Consider the following 22,057-nt stretch of genomic DNA (forward strand, 5'->3'; position numbering starts at 1 on the left):
GGCGGGATAGGTTATATGAATAAAACAGTATTACTTGTTGAAGATGAAAGAAGATTACGTGAGATTGTTAGTGATTATTTTCGTAATGAAGGCTTTGAAGTAATCGAAGCGGAAGATGGAAAAAAAGCGCTAGAATTATTTGCTGAACATACAATTGATTTAATTATGTTAGATATTATGTTACCAGAAATAGATGGTTGGTCTGTTTGTAGACGAATTAGAAAAGAGTCAGCGGTACCAATTATTATGCTGACAGCACGTTCTGATGAGGATGATACATTACTAGGCTTTGAACTAGGTGCAGATGAGTATGTCACAAAACCTTTTAGTCCGAAAGTATTAGTAGCTCGTGCAAAGACGTTATTGAAACGTGCGGATGGAGCGGTAGGAGTATCAGAAGAGAATACTATGTCTTTAGCTGGAATAGAAGTGAATCGACTATCTAGAACAGTTTTAGTAGATGGAGAAGAAATTATATTGACACATAAGGAGTTTGAGCTTCTCGTTTATTTAATGGAGAACAAAGGAATTGTGTTGTCACGCCAACATTTATTAGATCAGTTATGGGGATATGATTACTACGGCGATGACCGAACGGTTGATACACATATTAAAAAACTGCGAAATAAGCTAGGAGATAAGGCGAAGCATATCGGCACTGTTATTCGAGTAGGTTACAAATTTGAAGAATAACCTTTAAGTTACTATGCATCTCGGCTTTGGGATATAGCAAATTTACACTCTCCTTTGTAGGTGGAATGTACAAAAAATACTTTTCTTGTCTACAATGATAGATAGGAGTATTTTTTTAATTGGATTTCACGATGAGTTCACAAGAAGGACACAAACTGTGACTATACTGAAAGTACGAATTCACCAGAGAGGGGAAATAAAACATGGGATATTACGACGGACCGAATTTAAATGAAGAGCATAGTGAAACGAGAGAAATGAAAAAATCAGGTAGTAAAAAAGGATATTTTTTCACAGGTTTAGTTGGAGCTGTAGTCGGGGCGGTTTCGATTAGTTTTGCAGCACCATACATGCCATGGATGCAAAATAATGGGGCAGCAGTTTCGTCATTCAACTCTAATCAACAAGTGGAAGGTACTGTAGCTCCTGTTGTTAATAAAGTGAAGGGCGAAACAGATTTGCCAGGTATGATTGAAGGCGCAAAGGATGTTGTAGTTGGTGTAATTAATATGCAGAAGACTATTGATCCGTTTGCGATGCAACAGGCAGAACAAGAGCAAACAGCTGGTACAGGATCAGGTGTTATTTATAAAAAGTCAGGAAATAAAGCATATATTGTAACAAATAACCACGTAGTAGACGGTGCAAATAAACTTGCTGTTAAACTGAGCGATGGAAAGCAAGTTGATGCAAAATTAGTTGGTAAGGACCCTTGGTTAGACTTAGCAGTTGTAGAGATTGATGGATCTACTGTTAATAAAGTTGCAACTTTAGGTGATTCCAGTAAACTTCGTGCTGGTGAAAAAGCAATTGCAATCGGTAACCCACTTGGATTTGATGGCAGCGTAACAGAAGGCATTATCAGTAGTAAAGAACGTGAAATTCCAGTAGATATTGATGGGGACAAACGTCCAGACTGGCAAGCACAAGTTATTCAAACAGATGCAGCGATTAACCCTGGTAATAGTGGCGGTGCATTATTTAACCAAAACGGTGAATTAATTGGAATTAACTCAAGTAAAATTGCGCAGCAAGAAGTTGAGGGGATTGGTTTTGCAATTCCAGTTAATGTTGCAAAACCAGTTATTGAATCGCTTGAAAAAGACGGAGTAGTGAAACGCCCAGCTCTTGGTGTAGGTGTAGTTTCATTAGAAGATGTGCAAGCTTATGCATTAAACCAATTAAAAGTACCAAAAGAAGTAACAAATGGCGTTGTATTAGCTAAAATTTATCCTGTGTCACCGGCAGAAAAAGCTGGCTTAGAGCAATATGATCTTGTAGTAGCATTAGATGATCAAAAAGTAGAAAATTCACTTCAATTCCGTAAATACTTATATGAAAAGAAAAAAGTAGGCGAGAACGTAGAAGTTACATTCTACCGCAACGGTCAAAAAATGACGAAAACAGCTACATTAGCAGATAATTCAGCTACAAAAAATCAATAAATGTAAACTTTAATCAGTGGAGAGTTCTCTTCCTTCTGCTTATTAGCGTACATCAATCGGAATAAAGAAAGTCTCTTTCATGTTGAAAGAGACTTTCTTTATCGGATATAATAAAGGTATAGGAGGGATTAATTATGACAATTGAAAACCCAACTCGTACGGAAATTGGTGAAGTATTGAAGAAAAGTAAAACGATTGCAGTTGTTGGATTATCAGATAAGCCAGAACGCACATCGTATATGGTTTCAAAAGCAATGCAAGATGCTGGGTACCGCATTATTCCAGTAAATCCAACAGTAGATGAAGTACTCGGAGAAAAGGCGGTTTCTTCACTGACGGATATTAAAGAACATGTTGATATTGTAAATGTATTTCGTCGCTCAGAATTTTTAAAGGATGTTGCGAAAGAGTTTGTAGAGATTGATGCAGATGTTTTCTGGGCACAATTAGGAGTACAAGATGAAGATACATATAAACTTTTACAAGAAAAAGGCTATACAGTAATAATGGATCGTTGTATTAAAGTAGAGCATGTAATGACAAAATAGTATAGACTTTAAAGATAGAAAGATTGAGTCAGCCCTCGCTTTTTACATAAGTAGGGCGGATGAACGAGGTGTTCATCATGAGATTTTTTAAAGGCTGTTTTTGGGGATTGTTACTTGTTATCCCGTTTTGGATATTGATCATTTGGATCATGATAAAGGTTTGGAATGTATAATGTTGGAATACATATCCATTTCTCGTTGACAAACGATTATTTTTCTGAAATAGTAGCCTAGAGGAATCCTTGTGAAAAAAAACAAGGATTTTTCTATTGAAAATGGTATATAAAAGAGATAAGATAACTTGCCAAAACTATAGTCGAGGCGTTATTCTATAATAGAAACATATGTTCTGATTTGATTAGGAAAGGGGCAAGGAGTTTGGCGAAGCATCAGTTCCAATACAATGAAGATGCAATTCAAGTGTTAGAAGGACTTGAAGCCGTTCGAAAACGCCCGGGTATGTATATCGGGAGTACGGATAGCCGTGGATTGCATCATTTAGTATATGAAATAGTAGATAACTCCGTTGATGAAGCATTAGCGGGATTTGGCGACGAAATTTCTGTCGTAATACATAAAGATAATAGTATTAGCGTTATTGATAAAGGGCGAGGAATGCCTACGGGAATGCACAAGCTTGGAAAACCGACACCTGAAGTTATTTTAACTGTACTTCATGCTGGTGGTAAGTTTGGCCAAGGAGGCTATAAAACGAGTGGTGGTTTACACGGTGTTGGGGCATCAGTTGTAAACGCCTTGTCAGAATGGCTAGTAGTAACGATTAAGCGTGATGGTAGCATTTATGAACAACGCTTTGAAAATGGTGGTATTCCTGCAACGACGTTAGAGAAAATCGGGAAAACGAAAGAGTCTGGTACAACGATGCACTTTAAACCAGATACAACTATTTTCAGCACAACGAATTACAACTATGAAACATTATGTGAGAGATTACGTGAATCTGCATTCTTATTAAAAGGAATGAAAATCTCGATAAAAGACGAGCGTAATGATTTAGAAGATGTATTTCATTATGAAACAGGAATTGAGGCTTTCGTTTCATACTTAAACGAAGAGAAAGATTCGATTCATCCAGTTGTATATTTCTCTGGTGAGCAAAATGGAATTGAAGCAGAGTTAGCATTTCAGTTTAATGATGGCTACTCAGAAAACATTCTTTCGTTTGTAAACAACGTACGTACAAAAGACGGTGGAACACACGAAGCTGGATTTAAAACAGCAATGACACGTGTGTTCAATGAGTATGCTCGTAAAGTTTCTTTATTAAAAGAAAAAGACAAAAATTTAGAGGGTACAGATATTCGTGAAGGATTAGCTTCGATTGTTTCTGTACGTGTACCAGAAGACGTACTCCAGTTTGAAGGGCAAACGAAAGGGAAACTAGGTACAAGTGAAGCTCGTTCTTCAATTGATGCAATTGTATCTGAGCATTTAGCTTACTTTTTGGAAGAAAACCCGGATGTAGCTACACTTCTTGTGAGAAAGGCAATTAAAGCAGCACAAGCACGTGAGGCTGCTCGTAAAGCGAGAGAAGAAGCGCGTACTGGTAAGAAGAAGAAAAAATCAGAAGGTACTTTAAGCGGGAAGTTAACACCTGCACAATCACGTAATCCTCAGAAAAACGAATTGTATTTAGTAGAGGGTGACTCGGCTGGTGGTTCAGCAAAGCAAGGGCGAGATCGTCGTTTCCAAGCGGTGCTACCATTACGTGGTAAAGTAATTAACACGGAAAAAGCAAAGCTTGCTGATATTTTTAAGAACGAAGAGATCAATACGATTATTTACGCAATTGGCGGCGGCGTAGGGAATGAGTTCGCTGTTGAAGATATTAACTACGATAAAGTTGTTATTATGACCGATGCAGATACGGATGGAGCACATATTCAAGTGTTACTATTGACGTTCTTCTACCGTTATATGAAACCACTTATTGAAGCTGGTAAAGTATTTATCGCACTTCCACCTTTATATAAAGTAAGTAAAGGAAAAGGGAAAAGTGAAGTAATTGAATATGCATGGTCTGATGAAGAATTAGGTGGTGTAACGAAAAAGGTCGGTAAAGGCTATATGTTGCAGCGCTATAAAGGACTTGGCGAAATGAATGCCGATCAATTATGGGAAACAACGATGAACCCTGAAACACGTACGTTAATTCGTGTGAAAATTGACGATGCATCAAGAGCGGAGCGCCGAGTTACGACATTGATGGGTGATAAAGTAGAACCTCGCCGTAAATGGATTGAGCGTAATGTACAATTTGGTATGCAAGAAGAAGGAAATATTTTAGAAAATGAAATGATTATGGAGACGGAGGTGGAATAACATGCAGGCAGAGAAGTTTCATGACCTCCCGCTTGAAGACGTGTTAGGTGACCGCTTTGCGCGTTATAGTAAATATATTATTCAAGACCGCGCGCTTCCAGATGCGCGTGACGGTTTAAAACCAGTACAAAGACGTATTTTATATTCCATGTATGTAGAAGGAAATGTACATGATAAAGCGTTTCGTAAATCAGCTAAAACAGTAGGTAATGTTATCGGTAATTATCATCCACATGGTGATTCCTCTGTATATGAGGCGATGGTACGCTTAAGTCAAACTTGGAAAGTACGTAATGTTCTAGTTGAAATGCACGGAAATAACGGTAGTGTTGATGGGGATCCAGCAGCAGCAATGCGTTATACGGAAGCACGGTTATCACCAATCGCATCTGAGTTATTACGTGATCTTGATAAAGAAACAGTAGAATTCGTGTCAAATTTTGATGATACGAGTGAAGAACCTGTTGTATTACCAGCAATGTTCCCGAACTTATTAGTGAACGGATCTACAGGGATTTCCGCTGGTTATGCAACAGAAATTCCACCGCATCATCTTGGAGAAGTAATTGATGCGACGATGATGCGAATTGATAATCCGAATAGTACTGTTGATGATTTATTAACAGTTATTAAAGGACCAGATTTCCCTACAGGTGGTATTATACAAGGGATAGATGGCATTAAAAAAGCGTATGAAACAGGTAAAGGTAAAATTATTATTCGCGGAAAAGCAGAGGTTGAAACGATTCGTGGCGGGAAGCAACAAATCGTTATTACAGAAATTCCGTATGAAGTAAATAAAGCGAATCTTGTTAAGAAAATGGATGAATTACGTATAGATAAAAAGCTAGATGGAATTGCTGAAGTACGTGATGAGACAGATCGTACAGGTCTTCGTATCGTTGTAGAATTAAAAAAAGAAGCGAATGCTGAAGGTATTTTAAATTATTTATATAAAAATACAGATTTGCAAATTCCATACAACTTTAATATGGTAGCGATAAATAATCGTCGTCCGACACTTATGACATTACCTAAGATTTTGGATGCATATATTGGGCATCAGAAAGAAGTTGTTACAAGACGCTCGCAATATGAATTAAGAAAAGCAGAAAATCGTCAGCATATTGTAGAAGGTTTAAAGAAAGCATTATCAATTTTAGATGAAGTGATTGAAACGATTCGTGGGTCTAAAGATAAGCGTAATGCGAAAGATAATTTAAGTGCGAAATTTGGATTTACAGAGGCGCAGTCAGAAGCAATTGTTTCACTGCAATTATATCGTTTAACGAATACAGATATTACAGCGCTAGAGCAAGAAGCAGCGGAACTTAGTAAGAAAATTATAGAGTTACAGACGATTCTACAAAGTGAAAAAAGACTTTTTCAAGTTATAAAAACAGATTTGAAGAGAGTAAAGAAAACATATAGTGATAATCGCCGTGCGATAATTGAAGAGGAAATTGAAGAAATTAAAATCGATGTGGAAGTTATGATTCCGCAAGAAGATGTCATCGTTACTGTAACGAAAGAAGGCTATGTGAAACGAACAGGTTGGCGTTCGCATAATGCATCGAACGGGAAATACTTCGGTATGAAAGAGGGTGACATCTTACTTGAGCGTTTCGATACAAACACGACAGAAACCGTTCTTTTATTTACGAACAAAGGAAATTATATTTATCTTCCTGTGTATGAAATGCCAGAAATTCGTTGGAAAGATTTAGGTCAACACGTTGCGAATCTTGTTTCACTCGAGCGAGATGAATCGTTAATTTGGGCAACAGTCGTACCGAATTTTGAAGAAGAAAAACGATTTATCGTATTTGTTACACGAAACGGTATGATTAAGAAAACAGAATTAAACCAATATAAAGTACAGCGTTATTCACGGGCGTTCGTTGCTGTAAACTTGAAAAAAGATGATGAAGTTGTTGATATATTTGCGACAGATGGGACAAGTGATATTGTTCTTGCAACACATGGTGCATATGCACTTGTATTCAATGAAGAAGAAGTAAGTCCAGTTGGTGTAAGAGCAGCTGGTGTGAAAGCAATTAATTTAAAAGAAGATGACTATGTTGCTTCTGGTAAACCGTTAAATGGTGAAAAAGATCAACTTATTCTCGTTACGCAGCGCGGTGCTGTGAAACGTATAAAGGCATCAGAAATTGAGAAATCAACGAGGGCGAAGCGCGGCCTTGTAATTTTTAAAGAGTTAAAACGTAATCCGTACCGTATTGTCGGTATTGAAATTGTTCGAGATGATGAATTAGTTTACATGAAGACAGGGAAACACATTGTAGAAGAAATTGATCCGAAAGCGTTTCGAAATAAAGACCGGTATAGTAATGGTAGTTTAGTACTAGATGTTAATGATACTGGTGAAGTAATTGAAACGTGGACAAAAAAACGAACAGAGTAAATGTGAAAAAAACCTTGCTAGTGTATAACTAGCAAGGTTTTTAGTTATGAAAAGGTATGTATGAGCAAAACGTTATGTATATAAAAATAATCTTGTTATAATAATGAAATGAAATCGTTCTCACAAATGGAGGGGCAACATGAAAAAAATAGGTGTAGGGATTGTAGGATTTGGATTTTCTAGTACAACATTTCACATCCCGTTATTACAAACGATAGAAGAATACGATATCCGTGCTATTTTATCATCAAAAGAAGAAGTAGTGAAACAAGCATTACCAAATGCTGAAGTTGTTGGTACAATTGATGAATTAGTAAACCGAGCTGATATTGACTTAGTGGTCATTACTTCACCGAATACAACTCATTTTCCATATGTAAAAGAAGCGATTGTACACGGTAAGCATGTTGTTGTGGAGAAACCATTCGTTGTTTCAATTGAAGAGGGAGAAGAACTTATTTCATTAGCGAAGCAACATAATGTCGTTTTAAGTGTGTATCACAACCGTCGTTTTGATAATGATTTCTTAACGATAAAGAAACTATTACAAGAAAATAGAATAGGGAATGTATACGCATATGAAGCGCATTTCGATCGTTTCCGTCCACATGTACGTGATCGCTGGAGAGAAAAGAATTTACCAGGTTCAGGAATTTTATATGATTTAGGATCGCATTTAATGGATCAAGCGTTATCATTATTCGGGAAACCAGATGCGATAAATGCAGATGTAATAAAACAACGACCAGGTGCAGAAATTGATGATTATTTCCATGTCGTACTTCACTACGGAGTAAAACGTGTCATTTTACATAGTAGCAGTTATGTGAAACAAGCTGGACCACATTTTACACTGCATGGCGATAAGGGTTCTATCGTGAAGTATGGTATGGATTCACAGGAAGAACAATTAAAAACTGGAATGAAGCCAGGGGATAATGGTTATGGAGCAGACTCTGAAGAGAATTTTGCTATTTTAGAAACGGAAGAAAAGTTAGAGCGTATTCCGACAGAAGTCGGCTGTTATGACATGTATTATAAAGGTGTAAGAGATAGTATTGTAAATGGTGAGAAACCACCTGTAACAGCAGAAGAAGGCTTGGAAGTTATTAGACTTATTCAATTGGCAATTGAAAGTAGTGAAACTGGTAGAGTTATTTCGGTAAAATAAAAAAGACACGATTCTGTGTCTTTTTTTATTTTTGCGGAACAGAAAGTCCGTAAAAGAACATTGTAACTATATCTTGTATATGTTTTTCTCGATCTCCTTCAAGAAGCTGTGCCCCGAAATCATCACCTAATTTAGTGAACATTTGAATGTACAGTAACATCATTTCTTTTGAAAGATGAGGATTAATTTCATTTTTGCGCTGTGCTTGTTCTAATATTTCTAAATACCAAGGCAGGATTTTTTCGTTTTGATAACTATAAATAAATTCTCGGAGCTCTTCGTCTCTTTGCATCATTTGTAGTAGCATATCAGGCTGAAATAATCCGCCCGTATTCATTTTTTTTACAATCATTTTTTGCATCATATCATGAAAAGGTAATTTTTCTTCTGCAAGATCTTTATAATATTGAAATTCAGATATTATAAATTCTTGTATAAGTTCCCTAAATAACGCATCTTTACTTCCGAAATGATTATAAATTGTAACTTGAGAAACGTTTGCTTTTTTTGCAATATGTTCTATTTTCACTTCATTAAATCCACGTTCTGAAAATAATACGAAGGCTGCCTCTTTAATGGCACGTTTTTTCTTTTCTTTCACTTTTTCAAAGCCGTTCAATACAATCACCTCATTTAAAATATACAAGAAAAAATAATTGAAAACAATATTTTTGAAATATGGACATATAAATATTTCAAAAAGTTGTTGCGAATATGAAAGATGAGGAGTACAATAATTTTGAAATATCATACATTAAATATTTCAAAAAATGAGGTGGGCTTATGATTTCAGTTCAAAATGTCACAAAACAGTTTTCAAATGGGAAAGGCTTGTTTGATATTACATTTGAAGTGAAAGAAGGGGAAGTTTTTGGCTACTTAGGACCAAATGGTGCTGGGAAATCAACAACAATTCGTAATTTAATGGGATTTATAAAACCGACGGCTGGTAAAGCGACAATTTTCGGATTAGATTGTTGGGAAGATGCTGCGAAAATTCAAAGAGAAGTTGGCTATTTACCAGGAGAAATTTCTTTTATTGAAGGAATGAATGGATTAGAGTTTTTAAATTTGATGCAAGGAATGCGTGGGCTAAAGGAAACGAAGAGACGTGATGACTTGATAGAGCGTCTGCAATTCGATGTGAAAACACCAATTCGAAAAATGTCTAAAGGAATGAAACAAAAAGTAGGGATTGTTGCTGCATTTATGCATGATCCAGAAGTACTAATTTTAGATGAACCAACATCAGGACTCGATCCACTTATGCAACAAGTGTTTATAGATTTAATATTAGAGGAAAAGCAAAGAGGAAAAACGATTCTTATGTCGTCGCATATTTTCACTGAAATTGAGAGAACTTGTGACAGAGTGGCTATTATTAAAGATGGTCGCCTTGTAACAGTTGAAAACATTCATGATTTACAAGGCATGAGAAGACAGGTGATAGATGTAACTGTATCATCTCAAGAAGAAATCGAGTCTCTTAAACAATGTGATTTGCAATTTGAAGGAGTGAAAGGTAGAGAGGCGTCAATTATTGTGCAAGGAAACTATCAAACTGTTTTACAAATACTTTCAAACTATAATGTAACGGCACTTCAAACGAGAGCGACGGATTTAGAACATTTATTTATGCATTATTACGAGAAGAAAGAAGGGGTAAAGCATGAATAAACAACTATTTTTAGCTAGTTTGAAAGAAACTCAAAAAAATATTTTGAGTTATGCTACTGGTGCAGCTCTTTATTTATGGTTATTAATTTGGATATTCCCATCGATGGTTTCAGCGAAAGGGTTAAATGAATTAATAAGTGCCATGCCTGATAGTGTAAAAAAAATCGTTGGAATGGAAAGTCCGATTCAAAATGTAATGGATTTTTTAGCTGGTGAATATTATAGTCTATTGTTTATTATCATTTTAACAATTTTTTGTGTCACGGTTGCAACGCATTTAATTGCTCGTCATGTAGATAAAGGGGCGATGGCATATTTATTAGCAACACCTGTATCAAGGGTGCAAATTGCAATTACACAAGCTGCCGTTCTCATATTGGGGCTACTAATCATTGTATTTGTTACGTATGTAGCGGGTATAGTAGGTGCAGAATGGTTTTTAAAAGACAATAACTTAAATAAAGAATTATTTTTGAAGATAAATATAGTCGGAGGACTCATATTTTTAGTAGTTAGTGCCTATTCATTTTTCTTTTCTTGTATATGTAATGATGAAAGGAAGGCACTTAGTTATTCAGCAAGTTTAACAATCTTATTTTTCGTATTAGATATGGTAGGGAAATTAAGTGATAAGTTAGAATGGATGAGAAGTCTATCATTATTCACGCTGTTTCGTCCGAAAGAAATTGCCGAGGGATCATATAATATATGGCCGGTAAGTTTAGGGTTAACCGTTGGAGCAGTTTGCATCTTCTTGTTAGCAATAGTTGTGTTTAGAAAGAGAGATTTACCGTTATAAAGTAAAAAGTCCACTGTGAAAGTGGACTTTTTTGTTTGTGAATTTGAATCGATATGTTTATTGTGTAGCACCCTAAAAAGGATATTTATCTTTTAATTTACAAAAATATTCAAAAAAATAAACCTTTTTATAGGCTCCCCCGTCTAATACGTGTAAAGTTAAATTTGAAGTGAGGCTGAAACAGGAGGACCAATTGTGAAAGTAATTCCTTTATATAAGATGATTGTAAAAGAAGAAACGGATGTTTCTTTAGCAAAAAAGGGTAATCATGAGGCTTTTATGACACTTATACATACAGAAAAAGTAAAAATGTATCGCATTGCGAAGGCGATGTTACGTGATGAGACGAATATAGAGGATGCGATGCAGGCAACAATCTTAAAAGCTTATGAAAATATAAAAAAACTGAAAAAGGAAGAGTTTTTTCAAACTTGGCTCATTAGAATTTTAATAAATGAGTGTAACAATATAATTCGCTCTTATAAAAAAGTAATTGTAATTGAGGATCATGATAGTAATATGGTGGCGTTCGATCGATATGAAGATATTGACCTTTGTAATGCTATTCAGTCTTTAACGGAAGAACTAAGAGCTGTAACTGTACTTTATTATTATGAAGATATGAATCAAGAAAGTATTGCAACGCTTTTAGAAATTCCAAAAGGAACGGTTAAATCAAGATTGTCACGTGCAAGGGAACAATTAGAAGAGCGATTAAAGATGGAGTAGGAGGTGGTTAAAATGGATAAAGAAAAATCATTTGATGAAAAATTAAAAAAGAGAATAGAAAAAGATAATACCGTATTGCCACAGGCACTAAACGAAAAAATTAATGATACACTTCGTAATCTTCCTGTAAAAAGAAAGAGTTATAGAGTACATATGATGTTTATTAGTGCCGCTGTTCTAACACTGTCAATTGTATCTATGTCTGAGTTTTCTATACAGAGCTTTGCACAAAATGGAGGGATGTTTAATTACGTAAAGAAGAATGCGTTTTCTGATTATGAGAATGAAGAAGAAATAAAGTCGAACGTCAATTATCCAGATAAGGAAAAGATTCATCAAAAGATGCTTGATTCAATTGATCATTTCCAAAATGTTTCAGGGCAATTCGAAGAATATTCTAGCTCTACAAGAATTGCTACAACATATAAATATGCGATTGATACGGAGAAACAAAGTGGTATTTCATCTAAAGAAGACAAACTATCGAAAAAAAGCACGATTATTTATAGCGAGGACGGAAAAAAAGAGTTTAATGATAAGAATAATACGTATAAAGAGACGAGATGGAGCCCAAAAGCAAGAAATAATGAACTATTAAAATTAAGTCCTACGGAAAGGTTGTTGAGAAAATCAGGTGAGAAGAAACGGTATGATGACGAATATGTGGGATTCGCTAAGTACAGTATTCAATCAGAATTTGCTGATCTATTAATTCGATATAAAGATTGGAGTTATAAAGAAACGAAGTATCTTGGACTCGATTGCTACAAAATAGAAGGGGTAATAAACATAGAAATGCCTGTAAGTACATCTGAAGATTTGAGAGGGAAATTTGAAATGGTTGTAGATAAAAATACGGGGATTATGTTGAAGTTCCTTAGTTTCCATGAAGGTATGATTCAATATTCGATTACGACTGAATGGATACAAAGAAACAAAGGATTGAAAGAGAATGTATTTCAAAAGGATAGCACTAATTATGAAAAATTGAAAAACATATTAGATGAATAGAAAACGGAGGGAACTATATGGAGAATACCTCTCCTTCAAGAGAAAATAAAAATAAACGAAAATATAAAAAGACAACGATAATAAGTGTATTGTTAGGAGTATTACTATTTGGCGGAGTTGGTTATGGTGCTTATGTATATATGAAAACTTCTAATCTCGTACAAAAATCTAATTTGAACTTATCGCGTGGTGAAAAATCAAATTTACGTGAGAGAGCTGTAAAGCCAATTACAAACAACGTTTCAATGTTAATTATGGGAATTGATGAAAATCAAGAACGGCAAAAGGGGTATAATGGTGCATTTCATACGGATGCATTATTATTAGCTACGTTTAATAAAGAAGATAAGACAGTGAAGTTAACCAGTATACCACGAGATACATATACATATGTTCCAATCGAAAAGAAAAAAGATAAAATAACACATGCATATGGAAGTGGTTTCGTTAAAAACGGAAAAGATGGAGGGCCACAAGCTTCTGTTGAGGCAGTAGAAAAGTTACTGCAAGTGCCGGTAGATTATTTTGTGAAATTTAATTTTGGTTCATTTATTAAAATTGTTGATGGGCTCGATGGTGTTGAGGTAGATGTCCCGGTTGAATTTACTGAACAAAATAGTAAAGATGAACCTGATACGATTCACTTGAAAAAAGGGGTTCAAAAATTAACGGGAGAAGAAGCACTTGCTTTGGCGAGAACTCGTCATATTGATAGTGATGCAATGAGGGGACAGCGCCAACAACTTGTTATTGAGGCGATTTTAAGTAAATTAAAAAGTGTAGGGTCTATTACAAAACTGGAGAAAATGGTTGAGGCCGTCGATGGTGATTTTAAAACAAATTTAGCAGTGGATGATATTTTATCTTTTTATAAATATGGTTTAGATTGTTCAGTTGAGAAGATTCAGCTAAATGGTGATGATTTATATTTACCAAATGGCCCAAATGGACAGCGTGTATATTATTATAATCCTAATAAAAAAGACTTACAAAATTTGAGTAATACACTCAGAACACATCTTGGATTAAGTGCGAAACAAATTGAGGAAAATTAAAGCAGATTTTATATCTGCTTTTTTTGTTTTTGTAAGAAAAAGATTTCTAAAATATACATTATTTATTAACGATAATCTACAGTCTATTTATTAGAAAACATAATTAACACTATTAAATTAGTGTATATGTAACGATAAAAAACGATGTTAAAAAACTATATGGAATTTTTATGAATATTACTGTAAGAAAATAATTTTTTAAAAATTTTCAATAATAATACTTTACAAATTTTAAAAAATTAGTAGAATAAGAAGTAGTAAGAATCGTCTGATAAGTATATAAAGAAAAACAGAATTATCAGAAAATTCTTAAATAGGTATCGTTTAGAATTAGGGAGGGTACAGAAAATGAAAAAGAAAAAAATGAAAAAACTAACAGCAGTTGTAGTACCGGTTTTAGCAATGAGCATGGCACTAACAGCATGTTCTACATCAGGCGGAGATAAAAAGACAAGCACAAACTCAAGTGGAGATAGCAAGTCAGAGGGAAAATTAGCGGCAAAACAAGTGTTGAATCGAACAGTAAACCAAGAGATTCCAACGATGGATTCTTCTAAATCAACAGATACAGTATCTTCACAAATGCTAGGGAATACGATGGAAGGATTATATCGTCTGGATAAAGATAATAAGCCTATTCCAGCTGCAGCAGAATCTAGCACGAAAAGTGAAGATGGTAAAAAATATACATTTAAACTACGTAAAGATGCAAAATGGTCAAATGGAGATCCAGTAACGGCGAAAGATTTCGTATATGCTTGGCAACGTCTATTAGATCCAAAAACAGCTGCTGAGTATGCATTTATCGCATTCCCAATTAAAAATGCAGAAGTGGTTAATAAAGGTGAAAAACCTGTAGCTGAATTAGGAGTGAAAGCGGTAGATGATCTTACGCTTGAAGTTGAATTAGAGCAAGCGGTACCGTACTTCTTAAACTTAGTAGCATTCCCATCGTACTACCCATTAAATGAAAAATTCGTAAAAGAAAAAGGGGAGAAGTTCGGTATAGAGTCTGATACAACAGTTTATAATGGACCGTTCGTTCTTAAAGATTGGAAGCATGAACAAGGATGGCAATTAAAGAAAAATGATCAATATTGGGATAAAAAGACTGTAAAACTTGAAGAAGTTAACTTCAGTGTTGTTAAAGAACCAGCAACTCTTATCAATTTATATGATAGCGGTCAAGTTGACTTTGCTTTATTAACTGGAGAGTTCGTAGATAAATACAGAAATAAGAAAGATGAATTCGGAACATATTCACAAGTGAGTACGTATTTCATTCGTATGAACCAAAAACGTGATGGACAAGATACACCATTAAAGAGTAAAAAGTTACGTGAAGCAATTGCACTATCAGTTGATAAAAAGAATTTAGCAAACGTAATTTTAAATGATGGATCAAAAGAAGCTGACTTCTTAGTACCAAAAGGTTTAGCAACTGGACCAGACGGTAAAGACTTCCAAGAAACGTTTAAAAATGGTTTAAAACCAAATGCTAAAAAAGCTGCTGCAGCTTGGGAAGAAGCGAAAAAAGAGCTAGGTAAAGACCAAGTTACAATTGAATTCTTAAACTATGATACTGGTAATGCGAAAAAAGTTGGAGAATATATTAAGGACCAAATTGAGAAGAACTTAAAAGGTGTAACAGTTAACATTAAACTTCAACCATTTAAGCAAAAACTAAAATTAGAATCTGAGCAACAATATGATATTTCATACGGTGGTTGGAATCCAGATTATGCAGATCCAATGACGTTCTTAGATATGTTTGAGACTGGACATTCTCATAACCAAATGAGCTTCTCTGACCCTAAATATGACGGCATGGTGAAAAAAGCTGGAACGGAATTAATGAGCGATGCAAAGAAACGTTGGGAAGAGTTAGGAAAAGCTGAAAAAACATTACTTGAAGAAGATGTAGCGATTGTACCTTTATATCAACGTGGAGATTCTTATGTTTTACAACCAAATGTAAAAGGTGTAGTAAAACATAATATCAGTCCAGAATTTAGCTTTAAGTGGGCATACGTGACTGAAAAATAATAGAGTTAAAAAAGCATTTTAAAGTAGCTTAGCTACTTTGAAATGCTTTTTTTAGTTCAGTTAAATAGAGAAGAATAAGGCGTATAGTACGTACATACAGTAGATGGGGGATAAATCCTACTAAATTACGAAGAAAAAATCTGAATATTTAAAATAAAACTATTTACAAACGCGGAAAATAGAGTAGAATAATATTAGTTATAATTTTCTGAAAAGTAAATCGTTAACAAGGGGTCTCTCAAGGGTTGGTATTGTACATATAATTGGGGAGGGTATAAAAATGAAGAGAAAAAAGATGAAAAAGTTAACAGCAGTTGTAGTACCAGTTTTAGCGATGAGCGTTGCATTGACAGCGTGCTCTGGGTCAGGTGGAGAGAAGAAAACGACTACTACATCTAATAGTGGGGAAGAAAAAAAATCTGATATTAAATATGCAGCGAAGCAAGTATTAAATCGTACGGAAAACCAAGAAATTCCGACGATGGACACTTCTAAATCTACTGATACGTTAGGGGCACAAATTTTAGGGAACACAATGGAAGGATTATATCGTCTTGATAAAGATAATAAGCCTATTCCGGCTGCTGCAGAATCAAGTACGAAAAGCGAAGATGGTAAAAAATATACGTTTAAACTGCGTAAAGATGCGAAATGGTCAAATGGAGATCCTGTAACAGCGAAAGATTTCGTATACGGATGGCAGCGCTTACTTGATAAAAACACAGCGGCGGAATATGCGTTTATTGCCTACTATATTAAAAATGCAGAAGCGATTAATAAAGGTGAAAAACCTGGAACTGAATTAGGAGCGAAGGCGGTAGATGATTACACGCTAGAAGTAGAATTAGAAAAACCGGTACCGTACTTCTTAAATTTATTAGCATTCCCGTCATACTATCCATTAAATGAAAAGTTTGTAAAAGAAAAAGGAGATAAGTTTGGTTTAGAAGCAGATACAACGGTGTATAATGGGCCATTCGTTATGTCTTCATGGAAACATGAACAAGGATGGCAGTTGAAGAAAAATGATAAATATTGGGATAATAAGACTGTGAAATTAGAAGAAATTAATTATAGTGTAGTAAAAGAAGTTGCTACGAAAGTAAATTTATATGATACAGGATCAATTGATTTCACACTACTATCAGGAGAGTTTGTAGATAAATATAAATCGAATAAAGATGAATACGGTGAGTATGCAGAATCAAGTACATTCTTCTTACGTTTAAATCAAAAGCGTAACGGACAAGATACACCGTTAAAGAGTAAAAAACTTCGTGAAGCAATTGCATTATCAGTTGATAAAAAAGGTTTAGCAAATGTTATTTTAAATAATGGATCAAAAGCAACAGATCAATTGGTTCCAAAAGGGCTTGCGACAGGACCTGACGGTAAAGATTACCAAGATACGTTTAAAAATGGTCTGAAACAAGATACGAAAAAAGCAGCAGCTGCATGGGAAGAAGCGAAAAAGGAACTTGGAAAAGATCAAGTTACAATTGAATTACTAAGCTATGATGATGGAACTGCGAAAAAGATTGCTGATTATGTTAAAGATCAAATTGAGAAAAATTTAAAAGGTGTAACGATTAATACGAAAATTCAGCCGTTCAAACAAAAATTAAAATTAGAGTCAGCGCAAGATTATGAAATCTCTTATGCAGGTTGGAGTCCAGACTATGCGGATCCGATGACATTTATTGATATGTTTGAATCGAAGAGCCCATATAACCAAATGAGTTATTCAAACCCGAAATACGATGAAATGGTACAAAAAGCAGGTAATGAATTACTGTCTGATCCGAAGAAACGTTGGGAAGCGTTAGGGAAAGCAGAAAAATTATTCCTTGAAGAAGATGCAGGATTAGTTCCTTTATATCAAACAGGAAGATCATATGTAATGAAACCGAATGTAAAAGGCATCGTTAAACATAACATCAGTCCAGAATATAGCTTTAAGTGGGCGTATGTAACTGAGGATGGCGGGAAAAAATAATATAGAGGCATTTTAAAAGTGGCTAAGCTGCTTTTGAAATGCTTTTTTGTATGAATAGGAGAATAAGGCACATGGAAATTTTGAGAAATGTTGAGGTTGCTTTTAAAATTCTACTGTAGGAAATTAGAAAAGAGTTCAACAATTGGATAGATAAATGATAGCAGAGATTTCATATTGATGAGAAAAATATAGAACTTAGTAATAGAGAAGAATAAGAGGAGGTATGTTTACATATAGTAGATGGGGGATAATTCATATAGTAGTAATAGTAAAATAACAAGTTACTATCATAAAAAAATAAAATTTTAGAATATTCTTAAAAATACTTTACAAAACTGAAAAAAATAGTAGAATATTAATTAATAAGAATTTTCTGATAAATAAAGTTGGTAGAAATCTCTAAAAGTTAGTAGCGTACATATAATTGGGGAGGGTACAAGAATGAAGAAAAAGATGAAAAAGTTCACGGCGGTTGTAGCGCCAGTATTAGCAATGAGCATGGCGTTAACAGCATGTTCTGGATCTGGTGGGGAGAAGAAGACGACTACTACAACGTCTAATAGTGGGGAAGGGAAAAACTCTGATATTAAATACGCAGCAAAGCAAGTATTAAATCGTACAGAAACGAATGAAATTCCGACGATGGATACTTCAAAAAATACAGATACATTAGGATCTCAAATTTTAGGGAACACGATGGAAGGATTATATCGTCTTGATAAGGATAATAAGCCAATCCCAGCTGTAGCAGAATCTAGTACAAAAAGCGAGGATGGTAAAAAATATACATTCAAATTACGTAAAGATGCAAAATGGTCAAACGGTGATCCTGTAACTGCGAAAGATTTCGTATTTGCATGGCAACGTCTAGTAGATCCACAAACAGCTGCTGAGTATGCATTTATTGCTTACTATCTTAAAAATGCAGAAGCAATTAATCAAGGGAAAGCAGAAGTTTCTACGTTAGGTGTAAAAGCAGTTGATGATTATACGCTTGAAGTTGAATTAGACAGACCGGTACCATATTTCTTGAACTTAATGGCATTTGCATCATACTATCCGTTAAATGAAAAGTTTGTAAAAGAACAAGGGAAGAAATACGGTTTAGAGTCCGATACAACAGTTTATAACGGTCCATTTGTGCTTACTGATTGGAAACATGAGCAAGGTTGGAAGTTGAAGAAAAATGATCAGTATTGGGATAAAAAGACAGTGAAATTAGATGAAATTAATTATAGTGTGGTAAAAGAAGCAGCTACTAGGGTGAATTTATATGATACAGGCGCAATTGATTTTGCACTTTTATCTGGAGAATTCGTTGATAAGTATAGAAATAAAAAAGATGAGTTTGGAGCATATTCGGAAACAAGTACGTTTTACTTACGTCTAAATCAAAAACGTGGTGGGCAAGATACACCGTTAAAGAGCAAAAAATTACGTGAAGCAATTGCATTATCGGTTGATAAGAAGGGTTTAACTAATGTAATTTTAAATGATGGTTCAAAACCAGTTGATTACTTAGTAGCAAAAGGTTTAGCAAGTGGACCAGACGGTAAAGATTTCGCAGAAACATTCAAGAATGGTTTAAAACAAGATTCCAAAAAGGCAGCAGCAGCTTGGGAAGAAGCGAAAAAAGAACTTGGAAAAGATCAAGTGACAATTGAATTATTAAATTATGATACTGGTAATGCGAAAAAAGTTGGGGAGTACGTAAAAGATCAAATTGAAAAGAATTTAAAAGGTGTAACAGTAAATATTAAACTTCAACCATTTAAGCAAAAACTAAAATTAGAATCAGATCAAGATTATGATTTCTCATATGGTGGCTGGAATCCAGATTATGCGGATCCGATGACGTACCTTGATATGTTTGAAACAAAAAATTCTCAGAACCAAATGAGCTACTCAAATTCAAAATATGATGAAATTATTGATAAAAGTAAGACGGAATGGATGGCTGATGCAAAAAAACGTTGGGCAGAGTTAGGGAAGGCAGAGAAATTGTTACTTGAAGAAGATGTAGCGCTTGTACCTTTATATCAAAGTGCTAAAGCATATGTTATGCAACCAAATGTAAAGGGAATTGTGAAACATAATATTAGTCCGGAATATAGTTTCAAATGGGCGTATGTAGAAGAGAAATAATAAAAGAAAAAAGCATTTTCAAGTTGCGGTATTATAGCACTTGAAAATGCTTTTTTTTCTGTGCACTATTTTTTTATGGATGAATATATGTATTATAGAAAACTCAAAGGAGAATCTCATGAAACGAAACACATACATTGATTTTCTAGCTTATTACGGAATAGGGAGTGCTCATCCTGGTGGTTTTACATTAACAAAACAATTATTAGCACAATTGCCACTTAGACATAGAGCGAATGTCCTTGAGATAGGTTGCGGCACGGGGAAAACGGCGGCTTATATGGCAAAAGAATTTAGCTATCAAGTAACGGCGGTTGAAAAGAATGAAATTATGATTCAAAAAGCGAAAGATAGATGGTCGTATGAAGGGTTAAATATTCAATTGATTCAAGGGAATGTAGAACAATTACCTTGTTTACATGATTCATTTGAACTAGTGCTTGGGGAATCTATACTAGCTTTTACAAATAAAGGAAAGGTTATCTCGGAGTGTTATCGTGTATTGCAGAAGGATGGAAAGCTTGTTGTGATTGAGATGATTATTGATAGACATATTGAGAAGAATGAGGAAGAAAAAATTGTACAATTATACGGTATGAAAGAATTATTAACTGAAGATGAGTGGATTCATTTATTTCAGAAAGCAAACTTTAAAAGAATTATAATTGCAGGTGGCGGCACTATTGCAGAAACAGTTGCAGGACATATGGAAGAGCCGGAGTGGAATGTATCACCATTTATTCCAGAAGAATTGTATGAGGCGTGGGTACAACACGAACAAGTACTGTTTATGTATCAACATATTTTAGGGCATCGTGTTTTTATATGTGAAAAATAGAAAAAAGAGTTGGCTAAAGATAGTCAACTCTTTACTATGTTAGATGAAAAATAATGCAGCCAAAGTAATTCCGAAAATAAAACCAAATCCGAGTTCTAAGCCCCAGCCGCCACCAAAGCCACAACCGCCGCAACCACGACGACCACATCCGCAGCCACCGAATCCACCACTGAATTCACCATCGAATTCACCACCACACCCAAATCCACAGTTATCACATCTGCTAATACCACCGCAAATATCACATCCGCCGTTTGAATATGCGCCATGGTATCCAAATCCTGTATCAAAAGATGAACGCTGCTGCATTGGCTCAATCCAAACAGAATCATTTGTCACGTCTATTATTTTTCCTAAATGGATATGACCATCACGATCTTCAATTCGAACAACTTTGCCGAAATAACGTTGGCATGTATTATAACATTTTTGTCTATGCATGTTCTTTCCTCCTTCCCCCATTACAGTAATACGATATGTAAGGGGGACAAGTGCGGCTTGTACGAATGACCTATCTATCATAATTGTTACTCTTTTTAGGGGAGTATGGGTGAACAATAGAAAGGGAAATATTTCTTATGAAAAAGGAGTAGTGGCACTTTAAAAACAATTTTTGTTAATTATAGTAACTGTATTGTTTGGAATCAATACAGCTTGTGAAACTAAAAAAATCTATAATAGACTGTAGACAAAATGTAATAGTGCATTACGTTGTAAAACTTATGTATAAAAAGAGTATCTATTGAAGTGGAAAATAGTGAGCGTAACCACAGACACGGGTATGATGTGGCATCTTCATGGGGTATGCAAATACAAGGAGAGCTGACGATATTCGCCGTCAGTTCAAAAAGAATCGTGAGTTTAATGAGAGAAACAAGTTGAAAAATGATATAAAGAAAGGCGACTTTTCGTTCACAGTTGATCAAAAAGTCGTCTTTCTTATTTTATGTCCATTTTGTGAACTGAAAAACGTAAGTTTTTCAGTGACCTTGAAAAATCTAAAACTCGCTATTGTTCATTCGAATGTGAAAATTTTCTATATTAGTTTGCTTTCAAAACACTATCAATAATTTGTTTAAAGAGCCTATGTATAAAAAACACCATAAAAAAGTCCGATTGGTTAGAGCTAATAATCA

Annotated in this window: 17 protein-coding genes and 1 pseudogene; 16 read left to right on the plus strand and 2 right to left on the minus strand. The window is 34.8% G+C overall.

The genetic code is table 11. The annotated features are described in order from the left end of the window. The first annotated feature begins 15 nt into the window (after positions 1 to 15). The 6 genes from MR071_RS06155 to MR071_RS06180 all read left to right on the plus strand — a co-directional run bounded on the left by MR071_RS06155 (position 16) and on the right by MR071_RS06180 (position 8,625). The gene (locus MR071_RS06155; RefSeq protein WP_002087776.1) at positions 16 to 693 is read left to right on the plus strand and encodes a response regulator transcription factor; all 678 of its coding nucleotides are present in this window, start codon (positions 16 to 18) and stop codon (positions 691 to 693) included. Between the two features lie 203 nt (positions 694 to 896). After that, positions 897 to 2,138, plus strand: coding sequence for a S1C family serine protease (locus MR071_RS06160; protein WP_105585261.1), 1,242 nt, complete (start codon positions 897 to 899; stop codon positions 2,136 to 2,138). Between the two features lie 134 nt (positions 2,139 to 2,272). Then, positions 2,273 to 2,686 (plus strand): CoA-binding protein, encoded by a 414-nt coding sequence (locus MR071_RS06165; protein ID WP_002137699.1) that lies wholly within the window; start codon positions 2,273 to 2,275, stop codon positions 2,684 to 2,686. A gap of 378 nt (positions 2,687 to 3,064) precedes the next feature. Next, a complete protein-coding gene (gene parE, locus MR071_RS06170) occupies positions 3,065 to 5,029 on the plus strand; it encodes a DNA topoisomerase IV subunit B (RefSeq protein WP_085312101.1) in 1,965 nt (654 codons plus the stop codon). Position 5,030: 1 nt separating this feature from the next. Further along, a complete protein-coding gene (gene parC / locus MR071_RS06175) occupies positions 5,031 to 7,454 on the plus strand; it encodes a DNA topoisomerase IV subunit A (RefSeq protein ID WP_242235402.1) in 2,424 nt (807 codons plus the stop codon). Positions 7,455 to 7,593: 139 nt separating this feature from the next. Further along, positions 7,594 to 8,625, plus strand: a complete 1,032-nt coding sequence (locus MR071_RS06180; protein WP_242235404.1) for an oxidoreductase — start codon at positions 7,594 to 7,596, stop codon at positions 8,623 to 8,625. 25 nt (positions 8,626 to 8,650) lie between these two features. On the opposite strand, the gene MR071_RS06185 is transcribed toward MR071_RS06180, so the two are convergent. Beyond that, entirely contained in the window at positions 8,651 to 9,244 is a 594-nt protein-coding gene (locus tag MR071_RS06185) for a TetR/AcrR family transcriptional regulator (protein ID WP_142395797.1), read from the minus strand. A gap of 164 nt (positions 9,245 to 9,408) precedes the next feature. Between MR071_RS06185 and MR071_RS06190 the strand changes: the two genes are divergently transcribed. From MR071_RS06190 to MR071_RS06230, 9 genes are all read left to right on the plus strand, one after another. Continuing rightward, on the plus strand, positions 9,409 to 10,302 hold the full coding sequence (locus tag MR071_RS06190) for an ABC transporter ATP-binding protein (RefSeq protein ID WP_105585257.1): 894 nt from the start codon (positions 9,409 to 9,411) through the stop codon (positions 10,300 to 10,302). Continuing rightward, on the plus strand, positions 10,295 to 11,101 hold the full coding sequence (locus MR071_RS06195; protein WP_105585256.1) for an ABC transporter permease subunit: 807 nt from the start codon (positions 10,295 to 10,297) through the stop codon (positions 11,099 to 11,101). The genes MR071_RS06190 and MR071_RS06195 overlap by 8 nt, the downstream gene beginning before the upstream one ends. 195 nt (positions 11,102 to 11,296) lie before the next feature. Continuing rightward, the gene (locus tag MR071_RS06200; RefSeq protein WP_000864747.1) at positions 11,297 to 11,830 is read left to right on the plus strand and encodes an RNA polymerase sigma factor; all 534 of its coding nucleotides are present in this window, start codon (positions 11,297 to 11,299) and stop codon (positions 11,828 to 11,830) included. A 12-nt stretch (positions 11,831 to 11,842) separates the two neighbouring features. Next, the gene (locus tag MR071_RS06205; protein ID WP_242235407.1) at positions 11,843 to 12,841 is read left to right on the plus strand and encodes an anti-sigma factor; all 999 of its coding nucleotides are present in this window, start codon (positions 11,843 to 11,845) and stop codon (positions 12,839 to 12,841) included. 17 nt (positions 12,842 to 12,858) lie between these two features. After that, on the plus strand, positions 12,859 to 13,896 hold the full coding sequence (locus MR071_RS06210) for an LCP family protein (RefSeq protein WP_105585254.1): 1,038 nt from the start codon (positions 12,859 to 12,861) through the stop codon (positions 13,894 to 13,896). A gap of 348 nt (positions 13,897 to 14,244) precedes the next feature. Beyond that, positions 14,245 to 15,942, plus strand: a complete 1,698-nt coding sequence (locus MR071_RS06215) for a peptide ABC transporter substrate-binding protein (protein ID WP_002066447.1) — start codon at positions 14,245 to 14,247, stop codon at positions 15,940 to 15,942. Positions 15,943 to 16,222: 280 nt separating this feature from the next. After that, positions 16,223 to 17,938: a peptide ABC transporter substrate-binding protein gene (locus MR071_RS06220; protein ID WP_002185196.1), complete on the plus strand. Its 1,716-nt coding sequence runs from the start codon at positions 16,223 to 16,225 to the stop codon at positions 17,936 to 17,938. Positions 17,939 to 18,379: 441 nt separating this feature from the next. After that, positions 18,380 to 20,083, plus strand: coding sequence for a peptide ABC transporter substrate-binding protein (locus MR071_RS06225; RefSeq protein ID WP_105585253.1), 1,704 nt, complete (start codon positions 18,380 to 18,382; stop codon positions 20,081 to 20,083). A gap of 118 nt (positions 20,084 to 20,201) precedes the next feature. Continuing rightward, on the plus strand, positions 20,202 to 20,921 hold the full coding sequence (locus tag MR071_RS06230; protein WP_242235409.1) for a class I SAM-dependent methyltransferase: 720 nt from the start codon (positions 20,202 to 20,204) through the stop codon (positions 20,919 to 20,921). A gap of 39 nt (positions 20,922 to 20,960) precedes the next feature. Here the strand turns inward: MR071_RS06230 and MR071_RS06235 are convergent, their stop codons facing one another. Then, the gene (locus MR071_RS06235) at positions 20,961 to 21,362 is read right to left on the minus strand and encodes a hypothetical protein (RefSeq protein ID WP_242235411.1); all 402 of its coding nucleotides are present in this window, start codon (positions 21,360 to 21,362) and stop codon (positions 20,961 to 20,963) included. A 288-nt stretch (positions 21,363 to 21,650) separates the two neighbouring features. On the opposite strand from MR071_RS06235, the pseudogene MR071_RS06240 reads away from it, so the two are divergent. Next, positions 21,651 to 21,803 (plus strand): annotated as a pseudogene (locus tag MR071_RS06240) (IS5/IS1182 family transposase); the annotation flags it as partial. Positions 21,804 to 22,057: the final 254 nt, after the last annotated feature.

Origin of the sequence: Bacillus cereus group sp. BfR-BA-01316 (assembly GCF_022664195.1) — a bacterium.
In the GTDB taxonomy this organism is placed as follows: domain Bacteria; phylum Bacillota; class Bacilli; order Bacillales; family Bacillaceae_G; genus Bacillus_A.